At 60.9% G+C, this 20,379-nt stretch carries 11 protein-coding genes, 2 tRNA genes and 1 rRNA gene; 13 read left to right on the top strand and 1 reads right to left on the bottom strand.

All coding sequences use genetic code 11. From position 1 onward, the window contains the following. The first annotated feature begins 102 nt into the window (after nt 1-102). The 4 genes from JWV26_RS23825 to JWV26_RS23810 all read left to right on the top strand — a co-directional run bounded on the left by JWV26_RS23825 (nt 103) and on the right by JWV26_RS23810 (nt 4,586). Entirely contained in the window at nt 103-906 is an 804-nt protein-coding gene (locus JWV26_RS23825; RefSeq protein ID WP_206417969.1) for an NADPH-dependent F420 reductase, read from the top strand. A 287-nt stretch (nt 907-1,193) separates the two neighbouring features. After that, the gene (locus tag JWV26_RS23820; protein WP_206417968.1) at nt 1,194-1,892 is read left to right on the top strand and encodes an NADPH-dependent F420 reductase; all 699 of its coding nucleotides are present in this window, start codon (nt 1,194-1,196) and stop codon (nt 1,890-1,892) included. After that, nucleotides 1,876-2,718: an SDR family NAD(P)-dependent oxidoreductase gene (locus JWV26_RS23815; protein WP_241201246.1), complete on the top strand. Its 843-nt coding sequence runs from the start codon at nt 1,876-1,878 to the stop codon at nt 2,716-2,718. Before JWV26_RS23820 ends, JWV26_RS23815 begins: the two co-directional genes overlap by 17 nt. 188 nt (nt 2,719-2,906) lie before the next feature. Then, entirely contained in the window at nt 2,907-4,586 is a 1,680-nt protein-coding gene (locus JWV26_RS23810) for a methyl-accepting chemotaxis protein (protein ID WP_206417967.1), read from the top strand. A gap of 203 nt (nt 4,587-4,789) precedes the next feature. Here JWV26_RS23810 and JWV26_RS23805 read toward each other — a convergent pair whose 3' ends face one another. After that, entirely contained in the window at nt 4,790-5,629 is an 840-nt protein-coding gene (locus tag JWV26_RS23805; protein ID WP_241201323.1) for a LysR family transcriptional regulator, read from the bottom strand. A 249-nt stretch (nt 5,630-5,878) separates the two neighbouring features. Here JWV26_RS23805 and JWV26_RS23800 point away from each other — a divergent pair, with 249 nt between their 5' ends. From JWV26_RS23800 to JWV26_RS23760, 9 genes are all read left to right on the top strand, one after another. Next, nucleotides 5,879-7,012 carry a Gfo/Idh/MocA family protein gene (locus tag JWV26_RS23800; RefSeq protein ID WP_206417965.1) on the top strand — a complete coding sequence of 378 codons (1,134 nt, stop codon included), beginning with the start codon at nt 5,879-5,881 and terminating at the stop codon, nt 7,010-7,012. A gap of 72 nt (nt 7,013-7,084) precedes the next feature. Continuing rightward, nucleotides 7,085-7,969 carry an SDR family NAD(P)-dependent oxidoreductase gene (locus JWV26_RS23795; RefSeq protein WP_206417964.1) on the top strand — a complete coding sequence of 295 codons (885 nt, stop codon included), beginning with the start codon at nt 7,085-7,087 and terminating at the stop codon, nt 7,967-7,969. 361 nt (nt 7,970-8,330) lie between these two features. Next, nucleotides 8,331-8,654 (top strand): ComEA family DNA-binding protein, encoded by a 324-nt coding sequence (locus JWV26_RS23790; RefSeq protein WP_017676622.1) that lies wholly within the window; start codon nt 8,331-8,333, stop codon nt 8,652-8,654. A gap of 161 nt (nt 8,655-8,815) precedes the next feature. After that, nucleotides 8,816-12,229 carry an exodeoxyribonuclease V subunit gamma gene (recC, locus tag JWV26_RS23785; RefSeq protein ID WP_206417963.1) on the top strand — a complete coding sequence of 1,138 codons (3,414 nt, stop codon included), beginning with the start codon at nt 8,816-8,818 and terminating at the stop codon, nt 12,227-12,229. Further along, nucleotides 12,226-15,855, top strand: coding sequence for an exodeoxyribonuclease V subunit beta (gene recB / locus JWV26_RS23780; RefSeq protein ID WP_206417962.1), 3,630 nt, complete (start codon nt 12,226-12,228; stop codon nt 15,853-15,855). Before recC ends, recB begins: the two co-directional genes overlap by 4 nt. Further along, entirely contained in the window at nt 15,852-17,882 is a 2,031-nt protein-coding gene (gene recD, locus JWV26_RS23775) for an exodeoxyribonuclease V subunit alpha (protein ID WP_206417961.1), read from the top strand. Before recB ends, recD begins: the two co-directional genes overlap by 4 nt. A 579-nt stretch (nt 17,883-18,461) precedes the next feature. Further along, nucleotides 18,462-19,998, top strand: a 16S ribosomal RNA gene (locus JWV26_RS23770). An 85-nt stretch (nt 19,999-20,083) separates the two neighbouring features. Beyond that, nucleotides 20,084-20,160: transfer RNA gene (locus JWV26_RS23765), tRNA-Ile, on the top strand. A gap of 22 nt (nt 20,161-20,182) precedes the next feature. Beyond that, nucleotides 20,183-20,258 (top strand) — tRNA-Ala (locus JWV26_RS23760). Nucleotides 20,259-20,379 lie beyond the last annotated feature (121 nt).

Raw genomic sequence — 20,379 nt, 5'->3', positions numbered from 1 at the left:
GCCTGTGCCGGCAATCGCTCATCGGCTCTGCCTCATGCACCAAGGGCGCTGTATGCAAGGTCTCGAAACAGACAGTCGCTCACCATCGACGAAGGACATGAAATGACAGAAACAATCGGAATCATCGGCTCTGGCCTGGTAGGTAAGGCCGTCGCACGTCTTGCTGTGGCTGCAGGATACGAGGTGGTGATCAGTAACTCGCGCGGGCCTGAATCACTCTTGGAACTGGTCAAGCAACTCGGCCCACTGGCACGCGCAGGAACGGTCGACGAAGCGATTGCGGCGGCAGACATTGTCTCTATCGCCATCCCTTTGGCGGCCTTCGAAAATCTGCCGTCCGACAAGTTTGTCGGTAAGGTTGTACTCGATCAGACCAACTATTACCCGGGTATGGGTGGTTTCCGTCGGGAGGATCTCGACGATGCTCAGCTTACCTCTAGTGAATTGATGCAGCGCCACCTTCGCGGGGCGAAGCTGATCAAGGGGTTGCATAACCTCAGCTGGATCCACATGCAGAGCAATGCCCGCCCCAAAGGCAGCATCGATCGAACTGCTTTGCCAATCGCTGGCGACGACGCGCTGGCGAAGAAAACTGTGGCGCGTTTCATCGAGGCGATCGGCTACGACGTAGCCGACGCGGGTTCGCTCGCAGAAAGCTGGCGCATCGAGCCAGGTACACCAATTTACTTCTGGCGCTACGCTCCCGTCGTTCCGGATGGCGTGAGCAGCGATGAAGCCAAGCGTATCTATCAGCAACCGGGCGAGCCTGTATCTGTCGAAGAGGCCCTGGTGCTTGTTGGCAATGCAGTGCGTCCGTCCCCGATTGGTGGAACCCTAGACGGTATGCCTCAGGTTCATATCGATCTGTTCCTCGAGCAGGCCAGCGCCGATACAGTCAAGCAGTAGCCTTTCCAGCCTGGGCACCTCTTAAGGTGCCCAGGCTCATATCATCTTGCACTGTCTTATTTCCCCATCTTTTACTGGCCAAGCACCTGATCTGGGTGGCGCATCTTCTACACCAGTATCCGCCAACCTCTCCGCAAGTCTTGGCTTGCGGCAACTTTTAGCCTGTATTTATTGCTTTTTTATTGTTGTTTTTTAAGACAACAGTATTTGGATATTTTTGCTATTTAACAAAATTATTCGAGTGCCTAAAGTGCTGTCTCCCACAGTGAATGACAGTAGAGAGTGCAATGAAAATAGGTGTCCTCAATACCGGCAACATTGGCAGTCGACTCGCGCGCGCATGGGCCGCAGCTGATCACACTTTGCTACTCGCCAAGGACGGGGAAGATCGCAAGATTGCTCCGCTGCTGGTCGAGCTTGGCGAGCGTGCTCGACTTGGAACCATTGAGCAGGCGGCCGACTTTGGCGAGGCTGTGCTGTTCTCGGTCTACTGGCCGCGGACAGACGCCGTGATCGAAGCCGTGGGCGACGCGCTCAACGGAAAGATCGTGATCGAAACCATGAACCCGCTCGGGGTAACCGATGAGTTCGAACACTTTCACGATCACGCTTTCATGCGCGATAGCTCGACCGCCGAATACCTGCAGGAACGACTTCCCGAAGCCCGGGTGGTGAAAGCCTTCAGCCTGCTGGCTGCCCCGGTACTGGAAGCAACTGCCTGGGCGGATTCGCCGTTCAAGGCGAATGTCTTTTACGTGACTGACGATCAGGAAGCAGGGCAGGTCGTGCGGGGGCTGATTGAAGACGCCGGTTTCAATCCCGTTAATGCCGGTCCTCTGAAAGTTGCGCGCCAGCTTGAGCAGCTCGGTGTGTTGTTGCATCAGATTGCAGCGCACGAATACCAGGGCGATGCCGATCTGATTCGCCTGGCGTTTGCGGTTATCGAAGCGAGCCCAGGTCCCATTATGCGTGAGCGAGTTGTTTGACATAGACCAAACCAGCGCTGGCGATCAAACCAAGATTCTTTTACTGAGGAATTACCCAATGTCACAGCCACTTGCTGGAAAGACTGCTCTTGTCACCGGAGGCTCGCGCGGTATCGGTCGCGCCATTGCTCAACGGCTTGCACAAGAAGGGGCGACTGTCGCCCTTACCTATAATTCGAGCAAGGCGAGCGCCGACGAGGTCGTTGCCGCTATCGAGCAAGCAGGCGGGAGCGCCTTTGCCCTTCATGCCGACCTCGTTGATGCATCGGCGATCCCTGCCTTGTTCGAAGCACTCGATGCGCAACTCGTTGAGCGAACTGGCAGCAATACCCTGGATATCCTGGTCAATAACGCTGGTAATCCAGGCTGGGGCGGCCTCGCAGATGCGACGCCAGGCAGTTGGGACACGATGTTCGCGGTGCACGCACGGGCGCCGTTCTTCATGGTGCAGGCGGCGTTGAGCCGTCTTTCCGATGCCGGGCGAATCATCAACATATCTTCCGGTCTGGCCACGCGTCCCTTGCCGGTCGTTCCCGTCTACTCGATGGCCAAGGCAGCTATCAACAACCTGACCCATGCCCTCGCTATGGAACTCGGGCCGCGCGGGATCACTGTGAACGCCGTGGCACCAGGTTGGACACGCACAGACATGAATGCAGCTGTGCGCGAGAACGCCGAAATGGTCAAGGCAATAGAGGCCGATACCGCCCTGGGGCGTTTCGGCGAAACTTCGGACATTGCTGCGATCGTTGCGTTTCTCGCCAGCGACGATGCCCGGTGGCTCACCGCACAGGTGATCGAAGCCAGCGGCGGATACAAGCTCTGATCCAACTTACCCTGAGCTTTTTGGCATCGGTGACGTGTTTTGCACCTTTCTGATCTGACACTCTCCTTGCTGTTCGCATTTTGAAATAGCTCGCATGGGGAATTCGACGATTTTCCAATTGGCGCTCATAAGGTTTTACGTTATCTAGCCGCGATGTAGGTGGGCGCTAATAACAAGGAATTTCCCCCATGCGTTTCTCCATTCGTACCAAGATTCTCTTGCTGAGCGTGATTCCCGTGTTGTTGTTGGTCGCGTTGCTCAGTGGCCTGACCGTCGCCATCCTGAACAAGCTGGCAGACGAGCAGACCGAGGCGGCTCGTGAGCGTATGCACGAAGACCGTCGCGCGGTGCTGGCGAACTACGTGCAGATCGCCAACGCGGCGATTGCAGGCATTTATCAGGCTTCAGCACTGGGTGACATGCGCGCGCGCGACGAAGCTGTAGCGCTGCTGAAACGAATGAACTTCGCCAAGGAAGATTACTTCTGGGGTTACGACTCGCAGAGCGTGCGGGTTTTTTGGTCCGACAAGGATGTGCGCATCGGTGAGAGTTTCCGAGACTTTCGCGACGCCAACGGGCTTTACGTGATCAACGAACTGGTGCGGGTCGCCAGGGACGGGACGCATTTTCTTGAGTATGCCTTCCCGGTACCCGGCCGCGACGAGCCGGTGCCGAAGATCGGCTATGCGCAGTATCTGGAGAAGTGGGACCTGATCATCGGTACGGCTGTGAACCTGGACGACATCGAGTTGCAGGTTCAAGCGTTCGAAGCGCAAATGCACCAGCGCATCAGTTCGCTGGTCATCGATATGTTTGGGCTGGCCCTGATGCTGCTGATCGTCATCGTGGCGCTGGCGGTCTGGTTGGCTGGCGGTTTCGTGCGCCCGCTGCAACAGATCAAAGCCAACCTCGACGATATCGCCGCAGGTGAGGGCGACTTGACCCGTCGATTACCCGTCACCACCCAGGACGAGCTGGGGCAACTAGCCGGTTCCTTCAATCGCTTTGTCGAGAAGATCCACGACCTGGTAAGGCAGATCGCCGAAATGACCGGGCAACTGACTGCTCTGGTAGGCCAGGTGGCGGAGCAAGCGCAGCGCTCCGAACAGGCCATGGGGCAGCAGCGCCATGAAACCGATCAGGTGGCCACGGCGATCAACGAAATGTCCGCCGCCGCTCACGAAGTCGCCAAGAGCGCACAGAGCGCCGCCGAAGCCGCGCAGCAGACCGACCGCGAAGGGCAGGCAGCCAAAAGTGTGGTCGATGGTAGCATCCAGCGTATTCACTCGCTGGTCGAGGACATCCGCAGCAGCGGTGTATCGCTCGACAACCTGCAGCAGGACGTGCTGTCCATCGTCAGCGTGCTCGACGTGATCCGCTCCATCGCCGAGCAGACCAACCTGCTGGCGCTCAACGCCGCCATCGAAGCCGCGCGTGCCGGTGAGGCTGGGCGCGGTTTCGCCGTGGTCGCCGATGAGGTGCGTGCGCTGGCCAGCCGCACCCAGCAAAGCACCCAGGAAATCCAGGGCATGATCGACCGCCTGCAGCAGGGCACCCAGCAGTCAGTGACCTCGATGCGCCGTTCCAGCGATGCGGGCGAGCAGACCAGCGAGCAGGCCAACAAGGCCGGCGAGTCGCTCGATGCCATTGCTCAGCTGATCGCCACCATCAATGCGATGAACGCGCAGATCGCCAGCGCCGCGGAGGAGCAGACGGCAGTGGCCGAGGAGATCAATCGCAGCGTGCATCAGATAGCCGTCGCCGTGGACAGTGTGGCCGGCGAGGCCGAGCAGGGCGCTCAGGCTGCGCGTAGTCTGTCGAGCGTAGGTGATCGCCTTCGTTCCCTGGTGCAACAATTCCGTATCTAGCCAGGTCGATGCTTGGGCCTATGGGGGGCTTAACCCCGTCCCATCGGCTGCCCGTTGGCGGAGAGGAGATTGGCGCCGGGTTTGGCTACGGTGATCTCTATGCTGCTGTATGGATGTTCCGCGCTTCAGCCGGCTGTGAGTCGAACCGCTCCGATCAATAGTCCAGATAGATGGCCGGCATCGCTCTTGGCGAAATCAGCGTTCTAACGGTGTAGAACCTCCCCTCGTTTCTCTACCAGAAAGTCGATCAATGCACGCATCTTGGCGGGCATTTGTTCCCGTGAGGATACGTACAGGCAGAAGGCAGCATGGTGATAGGTCCAATCGTGCAGGACGCGCACCAGGCGACCCTCTGCCAGTGGTCGCTGGATGGCAATGTCGACGATCTGCATCAGCCCAAGTCCCTGAAGGGCAGCCCGAGTCATGCAGCCATCGTCGTTGACGGTCAGGCTTCCGGTTACCGCTTGAGTGAAGTGGCCTCCGTTCTTGCCGGGCTCGGTGAAGTCCCAATCATGCAGCGCGCCGCTGCCCGCGAACCGGTAGTTGATGCAGTTGTGCGCGGCCAGATCCGAGGGTGTCTTCGGGGTGCCATGCCGTTCGAGATAGGCCGGGGATGCCACGACCGCCATAGACAGAGGCGGGCTGATCGGTACGGCGACCACATGCTCAGCCAGCGTCTGCCCCAGTCGTATGCCTGCGTCGCATCCGTCGGCGATGATATTCGACAGACCATCTGCCATGACCAGCTCGAGTGCCACCTTCGGAAAGCGCGCGTAAAACTCTGTCAGATGCGGTTCGATCAGAGCCTTGGCGGCCAGGCGTGATGTGTTGATCCGGATCAGGCCGGAGGGTACCCCTAGCGCGTCACCAAGATTACGAATGGCAGATTCGATCTCGCCAAGACTGGGCCGCAGGGTGTCGAACAATTGCTGTCCCGCTTCGGTCAGGGACATGTGTCGTGTGGTGCGGTTTATCAACCTCACCCCTAGCTCCTGCTCCAAAGCCTTGAGGTTTTGCGATAGCGCCGCGCGCGAAACCCCCATGGCCTCTGCTGCACGCGAAAAGCTGCGGTGCTGGGCTATGTGGGCAAACCACGCAAGCGAGGGGAGCAGTGATGGAGTCATGCACGTATTGTAAATAAATACTTAACACTGATGTGGGTTTTTGGCTCTTTTTCAAGATCAATCGTCGGCGTAACGTCATTTCCATCGAGCAAGCAACTGCGTACACCAACGTGCGCCGACGTGTACCGCTCACGTCTCCATCTCTCTTCTCACTGGAAGGAACATGCCATGGCAAACATGCCTCTGCGCATCGGCATCATCGGCGCTGATATTCGGGCCAGTTGGGCCGGCGCCTCCCACATTCCCGCCATCCAGGCGCAACCAGGACTGAAACTTGCGGCTGTCGCTACCCGCAAGGAAGAAAGTGCCAAGGCGGCCGCCGATGCCTTCGGTGCCGAACGCTGCTACGCGAACCCGTACGATCTCATCTGCGACGACAGCATCGATATTGTCACCGTTGCGGTGAAAGTGCCGGCGCATAGGGACCTGGTTATGGCAGCTCTGAAGGCTGGCAAAGCCGTGTATTGCGAAGCCCCGCTGGGCGCGACGCTGGTGGAGACTGAAGAAATGGCCGCTGCCACGGGGTTGCTGCATACCGCAATCGGACTGCAGGGGCGGTTGAACCCTTCTGTAAGGCGCGCCATCGAGATTATCGCGTCGGGCAAGCTCGGAACATTGCTCTCGGCGAACGTGAAAGCCACCACATTCGGCTACGGCCCGACCACGCTCAGCAACTACGACTATTTCAACAAGGCCGCATCCGGGGCGAGCTTTCTGACAATCACGGTCGCGCATGTGCTCGACGTGGTCGAGGCTGTACTAGGCCCCATCACTGAGGTCGATGCGCGGACAAAACTCATCTGGCCGACCGTCAGTGTGGTCGATACCGGCGAAACATCTCTCCGTGAAATTGCCGATCACCTGGACCTGATCGCCGAAACGAGCCAGGGCGCTTCGGTGTCCGTGCAGGTCCTCGCAGGCATTGAAAACGACCCGCAGTTCGTGATGGAGGTCCGCGGAGCGAAAGGCACGCTCATGCTGCGCGGCCATCACCTGGCAGGCGTCCAGGTTGGGGACCTGACTCTCTCGGCAAGTGTGCCGTTTGCATTGCCCGACCGCCCCGTCGCAACGGGGAACAGCCCGACGGCCGACGAGTTTTGGGCCGGCGCAGCAATCAATGTGGGCGAGGTTTACGCAAGTCTTGCACGCGACCTCAGGACGGGCACGTACCACACCCCAGGTTTCGCCCACGCATTGCACAGCAGTCAACTGATCGCAGCGGTCGAGCGTGCCGCCGTGACAGGGCAAAGACAGCTGGTCCCGAACGCCCTGTGCTTGGAGCGTGCGGCAGCAGTTCGATAACGACCCTATCTTGCGCCCCTATTCGGCAACAGACGATCAACCGACGAAACGACCACAAGCGAGGAGACTTTCATGAGCGAGATCCCCCTGACCAGTATCAGTAGACGCAGCATGTTGATGACGGCAGCAGCAGGCGTTGCCGCCGCCACGCTCCCCAGCTTAGCTGCGGCTGCGAAACAAACCGATATTGCCGGAGAGCAGAATGGCGCTGCACGAACAGCGGAACTGCAAGGCAAGCGTGCCTTGGTGACGGGCGCCTCGCGTGGGATCGGTGCTGGGATTGCACTGGCGCTGGCTGACAGAGGCGCCGATGTCGCGATCACCTTTTTGAACTCGCCGGAACGTGCCGCCGAAGTGGTTCGCATGATCGAAGCCAAAGGTCGGCGTGCCGTCGCCATTCGAGCCGACAGTGCGGACCCTGCTGCGGTACGGCGGTCGATCGAAGAGACGATCGGCGGTCTTGGTGGGCTGGATGTTCTTGTCAACAACGTGGGCATCTCCAGAGACGGCACATTTGCGGAGATGAGCCTCGAAGACATCGATGCGCTGCTACACGTAAACACACGAGCCGCCGTGCTCGCTTCCCAGGCAGCCCTGCCTCATCTGAAGCGGGGCGCGCGCATCATCACTCTTGGCTCCTGCGTTGCCGAACGCGTGCCTTTTCCCGGGTTGACCGTGTACTCGATGACGAAGTCCGCAATGCTGGCATTGACGCGAGGGCTTGCCCGCGATCTTGGCCCACAGGGGATCACTGTCAACCTGGTACAACCTGGGCCGATCGACACCGACCAGAATCCAGCGAATGGCCCCTGGGCGGACATCAATCGACAGTTCACCGCACTGGGACGCTATGGCACGCCAGCTGATATCGCCGCCGCCGTCACCTTCCTGGCGAGTCCGGCCGCCAGCTTCATGACTGGGTCTGTAATCACAGTGGATGCGGGCTTCAATGCGTAAAGAGATGAGGGGCGGCAGGAGTCGAATCACCGCCGCCCCCGTTTCGGCTGGTATTGATAATGAAATCGGCGAGTAGGCCACGTGAGCGAGGACTTGAGGGTTTTGAGCTGGGTGGAAACTCATTTTTGGCGTGCGGTACCAAGTGCTGGAGCGATGAGCTCCAGAGCATCGAGGGTGTGCCCATTGGACTCGAACACGCTCAAGCGGACTGTGCCGCCATCAGCTCGCTCCAGTCATCCATCCGCATGTTCAGATTAGAAAAGCTGGAGCTGCCCACCACGATTTGACAGTGAGGAAATAGCGTCTAGGTTGAAGATCGAGCCTAACGTGCTCGTCTTACTCACTTACAAGGAACGTTAAAATGATGAAAATCTACCTTTCCTCCGTGCTATTCGCCGTTCTCACCTCCCTCTCCCTCGCTGCTTCGGCAGTAGAAACCTCGAAGACCGAACCAGCCAAGCCGGCCTCTGTGCAGGTTGCCCAGGCGGTCACCGTCAATCTGAATACCGCTGATGCCGAGACTCTCCAGCGCGAGTTGGCGGGTATCGGAGCAACCAAGGCGCAGGCAATCGTGGCTTATCGTGAGGCTCACGGTAACTTCGCTTCGGTTGACGAGTTGCTTGAGGTCAAAGGTATCGGTGAGGCGACTCTGGATAAGAATCGCGACAAACTCATGGTTGATTGACGCCTGTAGCTGTCGTTACCACCAAGGCCGGTCGTTGACCGGCCTTTTCGTTTTGGGTCGGTCTCAAATGCTTCAGGTCGCTTGTGACATAGCCGTTGATGACGCACCTTGTCGTCAAATGCTGGCAAACTTGCGCTTCGATTTTCGACAGGAGTCAGTCGATGCCCGCCAGCCCGGAGCTGTCCCCCGGCCTTATCGTCATTCACGGCAATCACCTCGAAGAGCTGCGTGCGCTGGCGGTGCAGTGGATGCGGCGCTATCCATTGCGGCCGCTGGAGAATGAGGTACTGCTGGTGCAGAGCAACGGCATCGCCCAGTGGCTCAAGCTGGCGTTGGCCGAGCGTGACGGCTGTGGCATCGCGGCGGCGCTGGACGTTGACCTGCCGGCGCGCTTTCTCTGGCAGGCGTACCGCAACGTCTTAGGCAAGGACGCGATTCCACAGCAGTCGCCCCTGGATAAGGCGCCGCTGACCTGGCGCCTGATGCGCCTGTTGCCGGGCCTGCTGGCCGAGGAGGCGTTTGCGCCCTTGCGCCGCTTTCTCGCCGATGATCAGGATCTGCGCAAGCGCCACCAACTGGCCGAGCGCCTGGCCGATCTGTTCGACCAGTACCAGGTCTACCGCGCCGACTGGCTGGCTGACTGGGCGGCGGGGCAGGATCGCCTGCGTACCTCGCGCGGCGGCGAAAGGGTGCTGGAGGGCGACTCCCGTTGGCAACCCGCGCTGTGGCGCGCCTTGCTCGCGGACGTTGGCGAGCAGCATCTGGCCGAGAGCCGCGCCGGCGTGCATCCGCGTTTCGTCGCTCGAATGGGCGAACTGGATGCAGCGCCGCCCGGACTGCCGCGGCGCATCACCGTTTTCGGAATCTCTTCGTTGCCGGCCCAGGTGCTGGAAGCGCTGGCGGCCATGGCGCGTTTCAGCCAGGTCATGCTCTACGTGCACAACCCCTGTCAGCACCACTGGGGCGATATCGTCGAAGACAAGGATCTGCTGCGCCACGAATACCGCCGTCAGCAGCGCAAGGGCAAACCAAGCGCCCAGATCGGTCTGTTCGAGCAGGAGGACATGCACCAGCACGGGCAGCCGCTGCTCGCTGCCTGGGGCAAGCAGGGGCGCGACTATATCAACCTGCTGGATCAGTACGACGAGCCGCAGCGTTACCGCGAGCAGTTCGACCGTATCGACCTGTTCAGCCCGGCCAGTGAGGACAGCCTGCTCGGCCAGTTGCAGAACGACATCCTCGACCTGCGCCCGCTGGCGGAAACACGCAGCACCTGGCCACCCGTCGACCCCGCCAAAGATCATGCGCTGCGCTTTCATATCGCCCACAGTGCTCAGCGCGAAGTGGAAATTCTCCACGATCAGCTGCTGGCCAGTTTCAGCGAGGACGCCACGCTAAGGCCGCGCGACGTGATCGTCATGGTGCCGGACGTCAATGCCTACGCACCGCATATCCAGGCCGTATTCGGCCAGTTCGCCAGCGACGACCCGCGCTTCATTCCATTCACCCTGGCCGACCAGGGGCTGCGCGGCAAGGAGCCGATGATCATCGCGCTGGAACACTTGTTGCGCCTGCCGGACAGCCGCTTCAGCGTCAGCGAGATTCTCGACCTGCTGGATGTCGCCGCGCTGCGTCAACGTTTCGCCATCGCCGAGGATCAGTTGCCCACCCTGCGTCGCTGGCTGGAGGGTGCCGGCGTGCGCTGGGGGCTGGACTCTAGCCAGCGGCAGTCGCTGGGCCTGGGCGAGAACCTGGAGCAGAACACCTGGCGCTTCGGCCTGCGGCGCATGCTGCTGGGCTACGCAGTGGGTACGGCCGACGCCTTCGCCGGCATCGAGCCCTACGACGAGATCGGCGGGCTCGATGCTGCGCTGATCGGCCCGGTGACGCGCCTGCTGGAAAGCCTCGACCGGCATCTGCAGCAGCTGCGCGAGCCGGCCACGCCGGTGCAGTGGGGCGAGCGCCTGCGAAGTTTGCTTGACGACTTCTTTCAGCCGCAGAGCGACCGTGAAGAGGTGCTGACGACCCAACTGCTCGATGCGCTGGATGCCTGGCTGGCGCTGTGCGAGGCGGCGACGCTGGAAGAAGCGCTGACCCTGCCGGTGGTGCGCGAAGCCTGGCTGGGCGGGCTCGATCAGGGGAGGCTGAGCCAGCGTTTTCTCGCCGGTGCGGTGAATTTCTGCACCCTGATGCCAATGCGCGCGATTCCGTTCCGCCAGGTCTGCCTGCTGGGCATGAACGATGGCGACTATCCGCGCAGCCAGGCCCCGTTGGATTTCGACCTGATGGCTGGCGATTACCGCCCCGGTGACCGTTCGCGTCGTGAGGATGACCGCTATCTGCTGCTGGAAGCCTTGTTAGCAGCGCGTGATCGCCTCTATATCAGCTGGGTAGGGCGCAGCATTCGCGATAACAGCGAGCGACCGCCGTCCGTGCTGGTCGGCCAACTGCGTGACCATCTTGCTAGCGCCTGGACGCTGGTCGGTGGCGGCGACCTGCTGCATGGCCTGACCACCGAGCACCCCTTGCAACCGTTTAGCCGCCGTTACTTCGATGGCGAGGGGCAGCTGTTCAGTTATGCCCACGAGTGGGCAGCCCTGCATGGCCAGGCTTTGGCGGGCGAGAGCGTTGCCTCCCTGCCAGCCTGGGAAGAGGGGCAGCAGCTCACTCCCGAACTGTTGCAGTCGTTCCTGCGTGATCCGGTGAAGTGTTTCTTCACTCGCCGCCTCAAGGTGTTTCTCGATGAAGAAGAGCAGGCGCAGCTCGACAGCGAGCCATTCGCCCTCGACGGACTGCAGCGTTACCAGTTGCAGGAGATCTTGCTCAAGGCGGCGGTAGCAGGCGAGGGCGACAGCGACGATGCGCTGAGGTCGGCAGCCGACCGTCTGCAGCGTAGCGGCGTGCTGCCGCTGGCCGGTTTCGGCGAGCAGTACCGCAACGCCTTGCTGGAGCCCCTGCCGGCACAATTACGGCGTTACCAGGGGCTTTGCCTGTGCTGGCCGAGCCTGCTGGAGTCACCGCAGCGCCTGACTTTCGCCGCAGGCGGTGTGCAGCTCGACGGCTGGCTCGCCGGGCTGCGGCAGAAGGCCGACGGCAGCCTGGCGCGCCTGGAACTGCTGCCGGGTGCGTTGCATAAGGACAAGAGTTGGAAGTGGCATCGCCTTCTGCGCCCCTACGTGCTGCACGTCATCGCCGCGGCCTGCGGCGTGCCGCTGACCACGCTGCTGGTCGGCGAGGATCGCAGCCTGGCGTTCGAGCCCCTACCTACGGAGCATGCAGCCAGCGTACTGACCACTTGGCTGGAGGCCTGGAACGCCGGCATGCAGACGCCTCTGCCGATCGCCTTGAAAACCTCGCTGGCCTGGTTGCAGGACAACAACGAGGATAAGGCTCGCAGCGTCTACGAGGGCGGCTACAACCTCTCCGGTGAAGTCCAGGGTAGCGCCAGCCTGGCGAGGCAGTTCCCGGACTATGCCGCACTCACCGCCGATGGCCAGTTTCCGGCATGGAGCGAACGGCTCTACCAGCCGCTGCTCGACAGCCATCCGCAAGCGCTCGAGGAGGACGCAGCATGAGTCAAAAGCGCCCTCTGGCCCTGACGTTTCCCCTGCATGGCAGCCGTCTGATCGAAGCCAGCGCCGGCACGGGCAAGACCTTCACCATCTCCGCGCTCTACCTGCGACTGATCCTCGGCCACGGCGACGACGCCGCATTCCGCGAGCCTCTGTTGCCGCCGCAGATTCTGGTGGTGACCTTCACCGATGCGGCCACCCGCGAGTTGCGCGATCGGATTCGCGCGCGCCTGGTCGAGGCCGCAACCGTATTCCGGGGCGATGCCCAGGGAGATGACCTGCTGCGCGAGTTGCGCGGTGATTTCGCGCAAACGCAGTGGGACGAGTGCGCCCGCCGCCTGGAACTGGCGGCGCAGTGGATGGACGAGGCTGCGGTGTCCACCATCCACGGCTGGTGCCAGCGCATGCTGCGCGAGCATGCCTTCGACAGCGGCAGCCTGTTCAGCCAGACCCTGGAGACCGACCACAGCGAGCTGCTGGCCGAAGTGGTGCGCGATTACTGGCGGCAGCACGGCTATCCGCTACAGGGCGCTGCGTTGCAATGGGTCGCAAGTGTGTGGGGGACTCCTGATGGTCTCGGCGCCAGGCTACGTCCTCTGCTGGGCGAGGAGGGTGAAGGGACGACGCAGTCGCTGGGCGAGCTGCTCGATAACGCGCTGCAGCAGCGTGAGCAGGCGCTGGCAGAACTCAAGTCGCCCTGGCTGGCCTGGGCCGATGAACTGCAGCTGCTGCTGGATGCGGCGGTGGCGGCCAAGCAGGTGGACGGCAAGAAAATCCAGGCGCGCTTCTACAATCCCTGGCTGGCCAGGTTGCGCGAGTGGGCCGGTAGCGAAGAACCGCACCTCGACCTGGGCACCGGTTTCACCCGCCTGACCCCCGATGGCCTGGCCGAATCCTGGAAGGGCGAAGCGCCTGCTCATCCGGCATTGAAGGCCATGGCTCTGCTCAAGGCGCAACTCGATGCGCTGCCTGATCCTGCTGATGCGGCTTTGCGTCACGCGGCGGCCTGGGTTCGCCAGCGCTTCGACTGGGAGAAACGCCAGCGCGCGGAGATGGGCTTCGACGACATGCTTGTGCGCCTGGACGCTGCCCTGCAAGGCAGCAACGGCCCGCGCCTGGCCGAAGTGATCCGCCGCCAGTTTCCGGTGGCGATGATCGACGAGTTCCAGGACACCGACCCGCTGCAGTACCGCATCTTCGATACGCTCTACGAAGTCGAGCTTAATCGCGACGACTGTGGCCTGTTCATGATCGGCGATCCCAAGCAGGCCATCTATTCCTTCCGCGGCGCTGACATTCATACCTACCTGCGCGCGCGCCGGGCGACGTTGGGTCGGCACTACAATCTGGAGAAGAACTTCCGCTCCAGCCAGGCCATGGTCGATGCCGTCAACGGCGTGTTCCTACGGGCCGAGCAGCGTGACGGTGGCGAGGGGGCGTTTCTGCTGCGCGATGACCTGCCTTTTATCGAGGTGGGCGCGCAGGGTCGAGGCGAAGTCTGGAGTGTCGAGGGGCAGGCGCAACCCGCCCTGATGCTGTGGCATCTGGAGAGTGACGAGCCAGTTGCCAAGGGTGCCTATCTGGATGCCATGGCGGTCGGTGCGGCCAGCGAGATCGTGCGTCTGCTGGATCTTGGCCAGCGCGGACAGGCAGGTTTCATCAAGGACGAGGTACTGAATACTCTGCGCCCCAGCGATATCGCCGTGTTGGTGCGTGATTTCAACGAGGCGCAGGCCATTCGCGGCGAGCTGGCTGCGCGCGGCGTGCGCAGCGTCTATCTCTCCGACAAGGATTCGGTGTTCGCCGCCCAGGAGGCACGCGATCTGTTGCTGTGGCTGCGTGCCTGCGCCGAGCCGGATCAGGATCGCCCGCTGCGTGCGGCGCTGGCCAGCGCGACGCTGGGGCTGGCGCTGAGCGAACTGGAGCAACTCAACCTCGACGAGCGCACCTGGGAACGCCGGGTCATGCAGTTTCGCGACTACCGCCAGCGCTGGCAGCACCAGGGTGTGCTGCCGATGCTGCGCCAGTTGCTGCAGGACTTCGACCTGCCGCAGCGGTTGATGGGACGTGACGATGGCGAGCGGGTATTGACCAACCTGTTGCATCTGGCCGAGCTGCTGCAACAGGCCGCCGCTGAACTCGACGGCGAACTGGCGCTGATTCGTCACCTCGGCGAGCTACTGGCCGGTGAGGGACAGGCTGCCGATGAGCAGGTGCTGCGCCTGGAGAGCGACGAGGCGCTGGTGCGCGTGGTGACCATCCATAAATCCAAGGGGCTGGAGTACCCCCTGGTGTTCCTGCCGTTTATCTGCGCCTTCCGTCCGGTGGATGACAAGAAACCGCTGCAGATTCATGACGGCGAGCGCCGCCGCCTGGTGCTCAAGGCCGATGGCGACAGCCTGGAGCGCGCCGAGCGCGAGCGTCTGGGTGAAGACCTGCGTCTGCTCTACGTGGCGTTGACCCGTGCCCGGCATGCCTGCTGGTTGGGCGTGGCGGATCTGAAGATCGGCAATGGCAAGAAGTCGCGCCTGCATGAGTCGGCCCTGGGCTATCTGCTAGGTGGCGGCGAGCCTCTGATGGCTAGTGCCGGGCTTGCTGATTGGCTCGCGCCATTTGTCGACGGGCTCGAAAGCACCGTGACGCCGCTGCCGACGGCCAGCGAGCAGCGCTACCGCATGCTTGAGGAGCGGCAGTTCGAGCCGAGCTGGCGCACGCCGGCGCGGCGCGCTGCCGAGCACTGGTGGATCGCCTCTTACAGTGCACTGCGTCTGGACGAGGACGCACCCAGTCAGGTCAGTCGTCATGAAGACACCGCGCCCGACAGTCCGGCGATGCAGAATGCCATCGACGATGAGGATCCGCTGCAGGCCCTGCCGCCGCTGCCGGCATCCGCTCAAGGGCTGCATCGCTTCCCGCGTGGGCCGAATCCCGGCACCTTCCTTCATGGTCTGCTGGAAATGGCGGCGCAGGAAGGCTTTGCGACCCTGGCGCAGGATCCGCCGAGGCTGCGCGAGGCGTTGGCCAGGCGCTGTCAGCGGCGCGGTCTGGAAAGCTGGATCGATCCGCTGCAGCACTGGCTGCTGGCGCTGCTGAGCCAGCCGCTCACGTTGGGTGGGGCGGATACCGTCGTGCTGGCACAACTGACGCAGTATCAGCCCGAGCTGGAGTTCTGGTTCGAGGCCCGTGGGGTGGACGTCAGGCTATTGGATCAGTGGGTGCAGCAGTGCGAATTGCCGGGCCTCGCCAGGCAGCCGCTGCGTGCCGATACCCTCAACGGCATGTTCAAGGGCTTTATCGATCTGGTATTCGAGCATCAGGGGCGCTACTACGTGGCCGACTACAAATCCAACTGGCTTGGCGCCGACGACAACGCCTACACCCGTGAAGCGATGGAAGCGGCCATCGCCAGCCATCGTTATGACCTGCAATACGTGCTTTACGTACTGGCGCTGCATCGTCAGCTGCGTCTGCGCTTACCAGATTACGACTACGACCGGCATTTGGGCGGCGCGCTGTACCTGTTCCTGCGTGCGCCGCAGCAAGGCGCCTACCTGGCGCGACCGCCGCGCGAGTTGATCGAACGCCTGGATGTGCTGTTCATGGGCGAAGCAGAGGAGGGCGCAGCATGAGTGCGATGCTTGCGCCGGCGCTGCGTGATCGCGCCGAACTCTTTGCCCTGCTTTCTACCTGGAGCGAGCGTGGCTGGCTGCGCGAGCTGGATCGCGCGCTGGCGCAATTGTTCGCCGAACTGGACGCGGACGCTTCGCCCTTGCTCCTGCTCGGCGCCGCACTGGCCAGTCATCAGTTGGGGCAGGGGCATGTGTGCCTGGACATGGCGGCCACGCTGGTCAATCCGGATTTCACCCTGTCTCTGCCACCGGAAGGCGAGGATGCGCAAGAAGCGATGATCCTGCCGTCGCAGGTGCTGGATGGGCTTAGCCTGGAGTCCTGGCTGGCAGCCTGTGCGGGCAGTTCACTGCTGGAGTCCGAGGGGGCGCCGTTGGTGCTCAGCGGCGCCTGTCTATATATGAGGCGCTACTGGAACTACGAGCGCCAGGTGGCTGGCGATATCGCGCGGCGTCTGCAGGCGAGCGCCGCGGCGCCGAGTGATCTGGCTGTGCGCCTGGCTTCACTCTTTCCTGATGCGCTGGTGGTGGACGGCCAGCGCCTCACCGACTGGCAGAAACTGGCTTGTGCCATGGCGGCGCAAGGGCGCTTCACCCTGATTACCGGTGGGCCGGGAACCGGTAAGACAACCACAGTGGTGCGCTTGCTGGCGCTTTTGCAGGAGGCGGCCATGGCCACTGGCGAGCCGCTGCGCCTGAGTCTGGCGGCGCCTACCGGCAAAGCGGCCGCGCGGCTGACCGAATCCATTGGCGCGCAGGTGCAGTCCCTGGCGCTGGACGAGCGAGTGCGTGAGCAGATTCCAACCCTGGTGACGACGCTGCATCGTCTGTTGGGCAGTCGTCCCGGCAGCCGTCATTTCCGTCACGATGCCGCCAATCCCTTGCCACTGGACGTGCTGGTGGTCGATGAGGCGTCGATGATCGACCTGGAGATGATGGCCAGCCTGCTGAATGCCTTGCCGGCGCATGCGCGCCTGATTCTGCTGGGCGACAAGGACCAGCTCGCGTCGGTGGAGGCCGGTGCGGTGCTGGGCGATCTCTGCCAAGAGGCGGAGAGCGGTGGCTACAGCGAGGCGACACGTGCCAGGCTGGAAAACCAGACGGGCGAACGGCTGGAAGATCCGGCGTTGGTGGCCGGTGACAAGGCTCTGGCGCAGCATATCGTCATGCTGCGTCACTCGCGTCGTTTCGGCAGTGGCTCGGGTATCGGGCGTCTGGCGCGTGCGGTGAACCTGGGCGATGCGCAGTCGGCCCGCGCGACTCTGACAACCGGTGCACATGATTTGCACGTGTTGCGTTTGTCAGGTGAGCAGGATCGTGCGCTGGAGCGACTATTAATAGAGGGGCAGGGCGGTGGCGAGCCCCGTCCGCAGGGATATGCACATTATCTACAGATGATGCAGGCGGAGCGTCCTGCTCCAGATGCCGACTCCCAGGCCTGGGATCGTTGGGCTGGTCGCGTCCTGGCGGCGTTCGATCAGTTCCAGTTGCTCTGTGCGGTGCGTAAAGGTACATGGGGCGTGGAAACGCTCAACGAACGTATTGCCGAAGCGTTGGTAAAGCGGGGCCTGCTTGAGCAGTCGCATGGCTGGTATGAAGGTCGGCCCGTGCTGGTAACGCGCAATGACTACAGCCTGGGGCTGATGAACGGCGATATCGGCATCGCGCTGCGTCTGCCCGAGCCGCTTGAGTTTCCAGGTGCGCCTTTACGTGAGGTGCTGCGCGTTGTATTCCCGCGTAATGACGGCAGTGGCGCCTTGCGGCACATCCTGCCCAGTCGCCTGAGCGCGGTGGACACCGTGTTCGCCATGACCGTGCACAAGTCGCAGGGGTCGGAGTTCGCCCATTGCGCGCTGATCCTGCCCGACAGCCTCAATCCGGTCTTGACCAAGGAGCTGATCTATACCGGCATCACACGGGCTCGTCACTGGTTCAGCTTGGTCGAGAGCCGTGCGGGCATCTTCGAGCAGGCTGTGCAGCGGCGCGTGGTGAGACGCAGCGGCCTGCGCGAAGCGCTGGAAAAGCAATAAAATTGAAATATAAGCTTGACGCGCATTCTGCTGGATGTAGAATGCGCGCCACTTCAGCGATGAAGCGCTTCAAAAACTGCTTGTTAATCAATAAGTTAAGTTGAGTGAAGGGCTTGCAAAGCTGGATCTGGCGTGTAGAATGCGCGCCGGTCGACAGGGCGATGGTTTAGTTCTGTTGGTGGTTCGGTCGAATGGATCGAAAGCGGTTTGAAAGAGGTGGTTGACAGCGGTTTTGAACGCTGTAGAATGCGCCTCCCGCTGGAGAGAAGAAGTTCTGATCGAAGGCGCAAGTGGTTGAGTAGAAAGAAGTTTCTCCGGAAACAAAATCGAAAAACAGCTTGACAGGTAGAGAGGCTGCTGTAGAATGCGCGCCTCGGTTGAGACGAAAGGCTTAACCAACTGTTCTTTAACAACTGAATCAAGCAATTCGTGTGGGTGCTTGTGAGGTAAGACTGATAGTCAGCTGATTATCAGCATCACAAAGCAACACTCGTTAATTCGAGAGTTACCTTTCATTAATTTGAAAGTATTGCGATTGCTGAGCCAAGATTAGGTGTTTCTCAAAACCCACGCAGTATTGAACTGAAGAGTTTGATCATGGCTCAGATTGAACGCTGGCGGCAGGCCTAACACATGCAAGTCGAGCGGATGACGGGAGCTTGCTCCCTGATTTAGCGGCGGACGGGTGAGTAATGCCTAGGAATCTGCCTGGTAGTGGGGGATAACGTTCCGAAAGGAACGCTAATACCGCATACGTCCTACGGGAGAAAGCAGGGGACCTTCGGGCCTTGCGCTATCAGATGAGCCTAGGTCGGATTAGCTAGTTGGTGAGGTAATGGCTCACCAAGGCGACGATCCGTAACTGGTCTGAGAGGATGATCAGTCACACTGGAACTGAGACACGGTCCAGACTCCTACGGGAGGCAGCAGTGGGGAATATTGGACAATGGGCGAAAGCCTGATCCAGCCATGCCGCGTGTGTGAAGAAGGTCTTCGGATTGTAAAGCACTTTAAGTTGGGAGGAAGGGCATTAACCTAATACGTTAGTGTTTTGACGTTACCGACAGAATAAGCACCGGCTAACTTCGTGCCAGCAGCCGCGGTAATACGAAGGGTGCAAGCGTTAATCGGAATTACTGGGCGTAAAGCGCGCGTAGGTGGTTCGTTAAGTTGGATGTGAAAGCCCCGGGCTCAACCTGGGAACTGCATCCAAAACTGGCGAGCTAGAGTACGGTAGAGGGTGGTGGAATTTCCTGTGTAGCGGTGAAATGCGTAGATATAGGAAGGAACACCAGTGGCGAAGGCGACCACCTGGACTGATACTGACACTGAGGTGCGAAAGCGTGGGGAGCAAACAGGATTAGATACCCTGGTAGTCCACGCCGTAAACGATGTCAACTAGCCGTTGGGTTCCTTGAGAACTTAGTGGCGCAGCTAACGCATTAAGTTGACCGCCTGGGGAGTACGGCCGCAAGGTTAAAACTCAAATGAATTGACGGGGGCCCGCACAAGCGGTGGAGCATGTGGTTTAATTCGAAGCAACGCGAAGAACCTTACCTGGCCTTGACATGCTGAGAACTTTCCAGAGATGGATTGGTGCCTTCGGGAACTCAGACACAGGTGCTGCATGGCTGTCGTCAGCTCGTGTCGTGAGATGTTGGGTTAAGTCCCGTAACGAGCGCAACCCTTGTCCTTAGTTACCAGCACGTTATGGTGGGCACTCTAAGGAGACTGCCGGTGACAAACCGGAGGAAGGTGGGGATGACGTCAAGTCATCATGGCCCTTACGGCCAGGGCTACACACGTGCTACAATGGTCGGTACAAAGGGTTGCCAAGCCGCGAGGTGGAGCTAATCCCATAAAACCGATCGTAGTCCGGATCGCAGTCTGCAACTCGACTGCGTGAAGTCGGAATCGCTAGTAATCGTGAATCAGAATGTCACGGTGAATACGTTCCCGGGCCTTGTACACACCGCCCGTCACACCATGGGAGTGGGTTGCTCCAGAAGTAGCTAGTCTAACCTTCGGGGGGACGGTTACCACGGAGTGATTCATGACTGGGGTGAAGTCGTAACAAGGTAGCCGTAGGGGAACCTGCGGCTGGATCACCTCCTTAATCGAAGACATCAGCTTCTTCATAAGTATCCACACGAATTGCTTGATTCATAGTCGAAGACGATGCTGTAACGCGACCCTGTTATAGGTCTGTAGCTCAGTTGGTTAGAGCGCACCCCTGATAAGGGTGAGGTCGGCAGTTCAAATCTGCCCAGACCTACCAATTGCTTGGTGCAGAAGAATACGGGGCCATAGCTCAGCTGGGAGAGCGCCTGCCTTGCACGCAGGAGGTCAGCGGTTCGATCCCGCTTGGCTCCACCACTCTCTCGTGTTGCGGTGAGTGTTAGAGAGTTCAGAAATGAGCGCTTCAGGGTAGACCTGGTGAGTGCTGATTTCTGGTCTTTTGACCGGTACGAATATCGTTCTTTAAAAATTTGGATAT

Source organism: Ectopseudomonas toyotomiensis (assembly GCF_017167985.1).
Classification (GTDB): Bacteria; Pseudomonadota; Gammaproteobacteria; order Pseudomonadales; family Pseudomonadaceae; genus Aquipseudomonas; species Aquipseudomonas toyotomiensis.
The sequence above is the reverse complement of the archived record's forward strand: the minus strand, read 5'-3'. Positions and strand labels throughout refer to the sequence as shown.